Source organism: Azohydromonas lata (assembly GCF_034427735.1).
In the GTDB taxonomy this organism is placed as follows: Bacteria; Pseudomonadota; Gammaproteobacteria; order Burkholderiales; family Burkholderiaceae_C; genus Azohydromonas; species Azohydromonas lata.
Window position 1 is genome coordinate 1 of record NZ_JAXOJX010000135.1, and the last position, 7,495, is coordinate 7,495.

The 7,495-nt window shown below is 70.3% G+C and carries 6 protein-coding genes; 1 reads left to right on the forward strand and 5 read right to left on the reverse strand.

Annotated features, from left to right (window positions below):
• From SM757_RS34265 to ligA, 4 genes are all read right to left on the reverse strand, one after another.
• A partial coding sequence (locus tag SM757_RS34265) for a DUF6600 domain-containing protein (RefSeq protein WP_322468753.1) occupies window positions 1–1,447 on the reverse strand: 1,447 nt, incomplete at its 3' end.
• A 241-nt stretch (window positions 1,448–1,688) separates the two neighbouring features.
• Window positions 1,689–1,811: a GNAT family N-acetyltransferase gene (locus SM757_RS35645; protein ID WP_407655827.1), complete on the reverse strand. Its 123-nt coding sequence runs from the start codon at window positions 1,809–1,811 to the stop codon at window positions 1,689–1,691.
• Between the two features lie 33 nt (window positions 1,812–1,844).
• A complete protein-coding gene (gene def, locus SM757_RS34270; protein WP_322468754.1) occupies window positions 1,845–2,378 on the reverse strand; it encodes a peptide deformylase in 534 nt (177 codons plus the stop codon).
• Window positions 2,379–2,383: 5 nt separating this feature from the next.
• Complete coding sequence (gene ligA / locus SM757_RS34275; protein ID WP_322468755.1) at window positions 2,384–4,681, reverse strand: NAD-dependent DNA ligase LigA; 2,298 nt, start codon at window positions 4,679–4,681, stop codon at window positions 2,384–2,386.
• A 149-nt stretch (window positions 4,682–4,830) separates the two neighbouring features.
• Here ligA and SM757_RS34280 point away from each other — a divergent pair, with 149 nt between their 5' ends.
• Window positions 4,831–6,504: a M28 family peptidase gene (locus tag SM757_RS34280; protein WP_322468756.1), complete on the forward strand. Its 1,674-nt coding sequence runs from the start codon at window positions 4,831–4,833 to the stop codon at window positions 6,502–6,504.
• A 97-nt stretch (window positions 6,505–6,601) separates the two neighbouring features.
• Here the strand turns inward: SM757_RS34280 and SM757_RS34285 are convergent.
• Window positions 6,602–7,495, reverse strand: an 894-nt coding sequence (locus tag SM757_RS34285) for a cell division protein FtsZ (RefSeq protein ID WP_322468757.1), incomplete at its 5' end; no start/stop codon positions are given.

Consider the following 7,495-nt stretch of genomic DNA (forward strand, 5'->3'; position numbering starts at 1 on the left):
AACCGGCCGCTGGCGGCACGCCGGGACGGTCGTCGCGCTGGTGGCCCGGGCGGTCGGGGCGCTCGTCGCGCTGGCCGCGATCGCCCCTGTCGCCTCTATCACCACGGTCGCCCCTGTCGCCGCGGTCGTCGCCGCGGCCGGCGTGGTCATTGCGCCCCGGGGGGGGCGGCAGCACCGGTTGCTGCACGGGCAGCGCGGTGTTCCAGCGCGGCTCGACGCGGGGCACCACGCGGTCGGCGGCGCGGCTGCGGTCGCGCAGCGAATCGGTGGCCACCACCGTCACGGCGCCGGGGGCGTTGCGGTTGAACCAGGGTTGGGCGCTGCCCGGGGGCGGCTGCCAGGGCGCGTGGCCGCGGTTGAGGTTCTGGATGTAGCGGGGGCTGGCGTTGAAGCGCGGCATGTAGGGGTCGCGCGGGGCCAGCGGCACCCAGCCGATGAGCGGCGGGGGTGGACGCCGGCCGGCCGTGATGCCCACGCTGATGTTGTTGCCGCCTATCCAGCCCACCAGCGCGGGCGCGTAGACCGGGCGCGCCACGTAGCGGCCCGGCACCCAGCACCAGCGGTTGCCCCAGTAGGCCCAGCGGCCGTAATGGAAGGGGGCGAAGCCCCAAGGCGCGTCGTCCACCCAGCTCCAGCCCCAGGGGGCGACCCAGGCCCAGTGGCCGTAGCGGTAGGGCGCCCAGCCCGCGGACACGCCCACGGGGTACCAGACGGCGCCGTAGTCGGGGTGGGTGTCCCAACGGCCATAGCGGTCCAGGTCCGCCGCGCCGGTCATCTCGGTGGAGACGTAGCGGGGCGTGGCCGCGGCGGCCTCGCGCTGGTCCTGCGCGAGCACCCAGGCGCCGAAGGCGTCCTCGCCGGAGGCGGTGCTCATGTCGTAGTGGGTGCGGTCGTCCTGGCGCCAGAAGCCGTAGCGGGTGCCGGGCTGCAGTTGCAGCGCGCTGTCCTGGGACTGGAAGCGCATCTCGCCGCTCCAGGCTTGGGCGGTGGCGACGTTGTCGCGCACGTCCAGCCGGTACTGGCCGGTGCGCGTGGGCTGGAAGCGGGCGTCGTTGGCCAGTAATTCAAACTCGTTGACGCTCTCGGGCGAGCGCAGGCGCAGCGCGGCGCTGCCGCGCTCCAGGCGCAGGCTCACGCGCTGGTCGTCGAGTTGGTCGACGGCGAGCTCGGTGCCGCCGTCCAGGCGCAGCGAGGCCGAGCCGATCTGGATGTCGGCGCGGGCGTTGTTGTCGGTGGCGACGCGGTCGCCCGTGGTGATGGGCCGGTTGACGGCCACGGCCGTCCACTCGCCCTGCTCCTGGTCGTAGAGCCAGACCGTGCCCGTGGCCATCGCCAGCCGGCCGATGCGGCCGGGCGGATCAGCCCAGGCGGTGCCCAGGGCCCCCAAGGCCAGCAGCGCCGCGGCCAGCAACAGCCGCAGGGCGTGGCGCAGTTCTCTTGTCGTCATGCCGTCTCCACTCGGCGGCCGCGCGTGGGGCGGCCTCTGGAGGAGTAACGGGGCAAGGAGAGTGCGCGCTGACGTGAGGGTGTGGTTACAAGGTAAAGAATTCCGATGTGACGGTGAATCCTGACCAACAGCCTGACCATGGGAGAAAAGCAAAAAATCAGCTTTCAAACAGCTACAGCAAATACAAGGAAAATTGATTTGATTAAAACCGTGTTATCAAGCATCGAAATCAGAAAATCCATCAAGCACGTTTTACGGCTCCAGACAAAATCTGGGTCAAGCCATTTTGAAGGGCTTTGACGATGCAAGCCTCCAGCAATTGCTTGCCCAAGCTTTGGCCGCGATAGGCCTTCAAAAGTCCCATGCCGGAACAGCCGCGATGGACATTTATTGGAAATCAATCTTCCTCAACCGGCACTCCAGGAAACAAGACCTCGGTAAACCCGAATTTCGTCAAATCCCGAATCCGCGTCGGATAAAGCCGCCCAATCAAATGGTCGCACTCATGCTGCACCACCCGCGCATGAAACCCTTCCACTTCCCGCTCGATGACATTCCCATCGAGATCGAAGCCGGAATAGCGGATACGCGTGAACCGAGGCACCAGTCCGCGCAAGCCGGGCACGGACAAGCAGCCTTCCCAGCCGTCTTCCTCTTCACTGGATAACGGTTCTATGACGGGATTGAGCAATACCGTCATCGGCACGGCCGGCGCGTCGGGATAGCGCTCGCTGCGCTCGAAGCCGAATATCACCATTTGCAGGTCCACGCCGATTTGCGGCGCGGCCAGCCCCACGCCGCCGGCGGACTCCATGGTGTCCAGCATGTCCTGCAGCAGCGCGCGCAATTCGGCCGTGCCGAACTCGCGCACCGGCTGCGCCACGCGCAGCAGGCGCTCGTCGCCCATTTTCAAAAGTTCGCGCACGGCCATTTCAATCACTCCTCGTTGTCGGATTCGGATGCGCCCTCGCCCGCCACCAGCGCTCGCAAACCGTCCTCGTCCAGAACCGGAATGCCCAATTCCTGCGCCTTGGCGAGCTTGGAGCCCGCCTCCTCGCCGGCCACGACGTAGGCCGTTTTCTTGGACACGGATTTGCCCGCCTTGCCGCCCGCGCCTTCGATCAGCGCCTCGGCCTGCTCGCGCGTGAGCGTGGGCAGCGTACCGGTGACCACCACCGTCTTGCCCACCAGCGGCCCCGGCGGCGCCTCCTGGCGGCCTTCGTGCTCTTCCCAGTGCACGCCGGCGGCGCGCAACTGCTCCACCACCTCCACGTTGTGCGCCTGGTTGAAGAAGGTGCGGATGCTCTGCGCTACCACCGGCCCAACGTCGTGCACCTGCAGCAGCGCTTCCTCGCTGGCGGCAATCACCCGCTCCATGGAACCGAAATGCGCGGCCAGGTCGCGCGCGGTGCGTTCGCCCACGTGGCGAATGCCCAGGCCGAAGATGAAGCGGCCCAGCGTCGTGCGCTTGCTCTTCTCCAGGGCGTCCAGCAGGTTCTGCGCGCTCTTGTCGGCCATGCGCTCCAGCACCACCAGCGCGGTGAAGCCGAGCTTGTAGAGGTCGGCCAGGGTGCGCACCAGCGGCGGCTGGTCGCCTTCGCCCACGAGCTGCTCCACCAGCCGGTCGCCCAGGCCCTCGATGTCCATGGCCCGCCGCCCCGCGAAGTGCAGCACCGCCTGCTTGCGCTGCGCCGGGCAGAACAGGCCGCCGGAGCAGCGCCAGTTCACCTCGCCCTCCTCGCGCGTGATGTCGCTGCCGCAGGCCGGACAGTGGCCGCCCAGCTTCTTGTAGAGATCGAAGGGCTCCGCGCGGCCGGGGTAGTCGTTGGGGTTGACGGCGGGCGCCCCTTCCCCGGCCTCCACCGCCGTGCCTTCGGCTTGCGCGGCCGGGTCCGGCTGGCGCTCCAGCACGTCCAGCGCGGCTTCGGTCACCTCCTCGGCACTGGCGTGCGCCAGTTGCTGCGACGACAGCGAGGCCGACGGCACCACGCCCACGATCTCCGGGATCACGTCGCCCGCGCGGCGCACGATCACGCGGTCGCCCACGCGCACGTCCTTGCGGCGAATCTCGTCCTCGTTGTGCAGCGTGGCGTTGGTCACCGTGGTGCCGCCGACGAACACGGGCTCCAGCCGCGCCACGGGCGTGAGCTTTCCGGTGCGGCCCACCTGCACGTCGATGTCGCGCAGCGTCGTCACCTGCTCCTGCGCCGGGTATTTGTGGGCCACGGCCCAGCGCGGCTCGCGCGTCACGAAGCCCAGGCGCTGCTGCAGCGCCAGGTCGTTCACCTTGTAGACCACGCCGTCGATGTCGAAGGGCAGTACATCGCGCGCCGCCGCGATGCGGGCGTGGAAGGCGATCAGGCCGTCCGCGCCCTGCGCCACCTCGCGCTCGGCGTTCACCGGCAGGCCGAACTGCTCCAGCGCATCCAGCACTTCGGCCTGCGTGGCCGGCATGTCGGCCCAGCCCTCGATCTGGCCCCAGCCGTAGGCAAAGAAGCTCAAGGGGCGGCGGGCCGCGATCGCCGGGTCCAGTTGCCGCACCGCGCCGGCGGCGGCGTTGCGCGGGTTGACGAAGGTCTTTTCGCCCGCCTCGCGCTGGCGCTCGTTCAGGCGCTCGAAGGCGTCGCGCCGCATGTAGACCTCGCCGCGCACTTCCAGCACCGGGGGCGGCGTGGCGGTGGACAGGCGCAGCGGGATCTGGCCGATGGTGCGGATGTTCTGCGTGACGTCCTCGCCCGTCTCGCCGTCGCCCCGGGTGGCCGCCTGCACCAGCACGCCGTGCTCGTAGCGCAGGCTCATGGCCAGCCCATCGAATTTCAGTTCGGCGACGTAGGCGACGGGCGCATCGGCCTCGGTCAGCGCCAGCTCGCGGCGCACGCGGGCGTCGAAGGCGCGCGCGCCCTCTTCCGTGGTGTCCGTCTCGGTACGGATGCTGAGCATGGGCACCTGGTGCCGCACGGGCGTGAAGCCCGGCAGCACCTGGCCCAGCACGCGCTGCGTGGGCGAGTCCGGCGTGCGCAGCTCGGGGTGCGCCTCCTCCAGCGCCTGCAGCTCCTTGAACAGCTTGTCGTACTCGGCGTCGGGAATCGTGGGCGCATCCAGCACGTAGTACTGGTGGGCGTGGAGGTGCAGCAGCTTTTGCAGCTCGGCCGCGCGCGCGGCGGCGGGCGCGGGCACGCCAGGCGCGGCTGGGAAAGCGTCGGCAGCTTGAGAATTCGGGTCGAACAAAGGCATGGCCGGGAGTGTAGGCAAGCCGACCGCGCGTTCGCGGGGTCCCCCGCGGCAAGAGGATTGCCGCCACTGCCCGCCCCCCGACCCACGAGGTCCGGGGCGGTGCCGTGCCGGCACTGGCGCCGGACCGCAGCAAACCCGAGGAGTAGTGGATGAGTTCCAGGAATTACAAGGAAGCCGCAACCCTGTCCCGGTTCCCCGCCTGGTGGAGCGTGGCCCTGGCCGCCGGCCTGTTGACGGCCTGCGGCGGCGGCAGCGACGTCACCCCCACCGACACGGCCGCCGCCGCCACCGCCACCGAGCAGGCCGCCGCGGTCGCCTCCACGGCCGCCACTGCGGCCGACGATGCGGTCTTCGACGCCAGCCCCGAGGCGGCCTTGCCGTCCAAGTGCACCAGCGCCAGCCGCGTCAACGACACGATCCCCAAGCTCATGGAGTGCGTCACCTACAGCGAGGTGCGCAAGCACCAGAAGGCGCTGCAGGACATTGCCGATGCCAACGGCGGCACGCGCGCCTCCGGCACCGAGGGCTTCAACGCCTCGGCCCGCTACGCCGTGAAGGTGTTCCGCGAGGCGGGCTACGACGTGCGGCGCCAGTACTTCCAGTTCCGCACCTTCGAGGAGCTCTCGCCCACGCTGCTGAAAGTCACCGCACCCACCATGCGTGACGTGACCAACTCCGTGCTCGCCTACTCCGCCAGCGGCGACGTGACGGCGGCCGTGACGGCGCTGCCCTTCCAGCCCGCCGACGACACCCCGGGCTGCGAGGCCGCGGACTTCGCCGGCTTCCCCGCCGGCCACATCGCGCTGGTGGGCCGCGGCAACTGCACCTTCGCCGAGAAGGCCGCCAACGCGCAGGCCGCGGGCGCCGTGGGCGTGGTGATCGCCAACAACGTCGACGACGGCGAACCGCTCAACGGCACCTTGGGCGCGGACTTCCGCGGCACCATCCCCGTGACCTCCGTGACGCAGGCCGAGGGCAACCTGCTGGCCGCCGTCAGCGGGCTGCAGATGCGGCTGAAGACGGACACGCGCATGGAAGACGTCGCCACCAGCAACGTCATCGCCGAATCCAAGAAGGGCGACCCCGCCCAGGTGGTGATGGTGGGCGCGCACCTGGACTCGGTGGCCGAGGGCCCGGGCATCAACGACAACGGCTCCGGCGCGGCCGCCATCCTGGAAACGGCCAAGCAGATGGCCAAGGTGCACACGCGCAACCGCGTGCGCTTCGCGCTGTGGGGCGCCGAGGAGGCGGGCCTCGTGGGCTCGACCTACTACGTCGGCACCCTGCAGCCCTGGCAGCAGCGGCGCATCGCGCTGTACCTGAACTTCGACATGATCGCCTCGCCCAACCCGGGCTTCTTCATCTACGACGGCGACAACTCCGACAACGCCGGCGCCGGCGCCGGCCCGGCCGGGTCGGACGAGATCGAGAAGGCGTTCGAGGGCTTCTACGCGCGCCGCGGCATCGCGTTCAAGGGCACGGACTTCGACGGCCGCAGCGACTACGGCCCCTTCATCGAGGCGGGCATCCCCTCCGGCGGCCTGTTCACGGGCGCCGAGGGCATCAAGACGCCGGACGAGGCGGCGCTGTGGGGCGGCCAGGCGGGCGTGGCCTACGACCCGTGCTACCACCAGGCCTGCGACACCTTCACCAACAACAACGCCTTCGCCTTCAACGTGAACCTGCACTCCGTGGCCGCCGTGACGCTGCGCTTCGCCAAGGACGCCACGCCGCCGGGCGCGGGCCGCACCGAGGCCAACGCCCTGGGCGCCCGCGCCTCCAGCGCCGTGCTGATGCGCAAGGGCGACAAGTTCATCCGCTGATGGCGGGTTGAAAGCAAAACGCGGCCGCAAGGGGCCGCGTTTCGTGGACTGCGAAGCGGCTTTCCCGGGGACGGGGAAGCCGCTTTTCTTGATGCCCTCAGCTGAACAGCCTCCGCGCCGCCGCGGAGCCGGCCGCGAGGTCGCGGGCTTCCAGGGTGCGGTAGAGGTTTTCCAGGTCCTGCTTGATGGGCTCGAAGGCCTCGGGGCGCACGGGGCGGCCGGCTTCGTCCACCAGCGCGGCGTCCAGCTCCACGGCCAGCGTGGACATGGCCTTGAGCCAGGTGTCGAAGGGGTTGTCGGCCTCGGCCGTCTGCGGAATGTCCAGGCTCAGCGTGGCCACCTGCAGCATGGCGCCGTTGGGGTCCTCGGCCAGCGCGGCCTGCGGGTCGAACGACAGCACCAGCACCGGCGGCGCGCCCTCCTCGGCGCCCGGCATCACCAGCCGGCCCGGCACCGAGCCCGGGACGAAGCCGTGCTTCAGGCAAGCCTGCTGCAGATAGGCCACCGACCACGCCGCGGTGCGCGCGGCCACCTGCACGGCCAGTTGCGCGTCGTGCTGCATGGCGAAGTGGTCCAGCTCCTTGGCGCGGGCCACCACGTCCAGCATGTCCGGGAACTCGGCCGCCGCGCCCACGCTGTCGGCAAAGGGCTGCAGCTTCTGGACGAACTCGGAGTACTCGATCTCGTTGAGCGCCCCATGCCGGTTGGCCAGTTGCAGCCCGGCCTGCAGCTCGCGGTACTGCTGCCCCGGCGCGGGCGGCTCCCACTCGGCGGTGGCGGCGTTCAGGCCCTCGATCAGGAAGGGTTTGGTCCCCGCGCGGCGCGTGGTCGGCAAGTGGGCCTGGATGAACTCGCCGCTCAACCGCGCGTCCAGCGCCAGCGTGGCGATCACGTCGATGAGCGCGTCTATGCGCGGGCCGCGGCGCACCACCGGCGCGGGCGCGGACACGGCAGGCGCCGGTGCCGGCGCCGCCTGCGCAAGGGCCGCACC

Coding starts and splice junctions, on each gene's coding strand:
- SM757_RS35645 (WP_407655827.1), bottom strand. CDS start 1,811: ATGGGACTTTTGAAGGCCTATCGCGGCCAAAGCTTGGGCAAGCAATTG.
- def (WP_322468754.1), bottom strand. CDS start 2,378: ATGGCCGTGCGCGAACTTTTGAAAATGGGCGACGAGCGCCTGCTGCGC.
- ligA (WP_322468755.1), bottom strand. CDS start 4,681: ATGCCTTTGTTCGACCCGAATTCTCAAGCTGCCGACGCTTTCCCAGCC.
- SM757_RS34280 (WP_322468756.1), top strand. CDS start 4,831: ATGAGTTCCAGGAATTACAAGGAAGCCGCAACCCTGTCCCGGTTCCCC.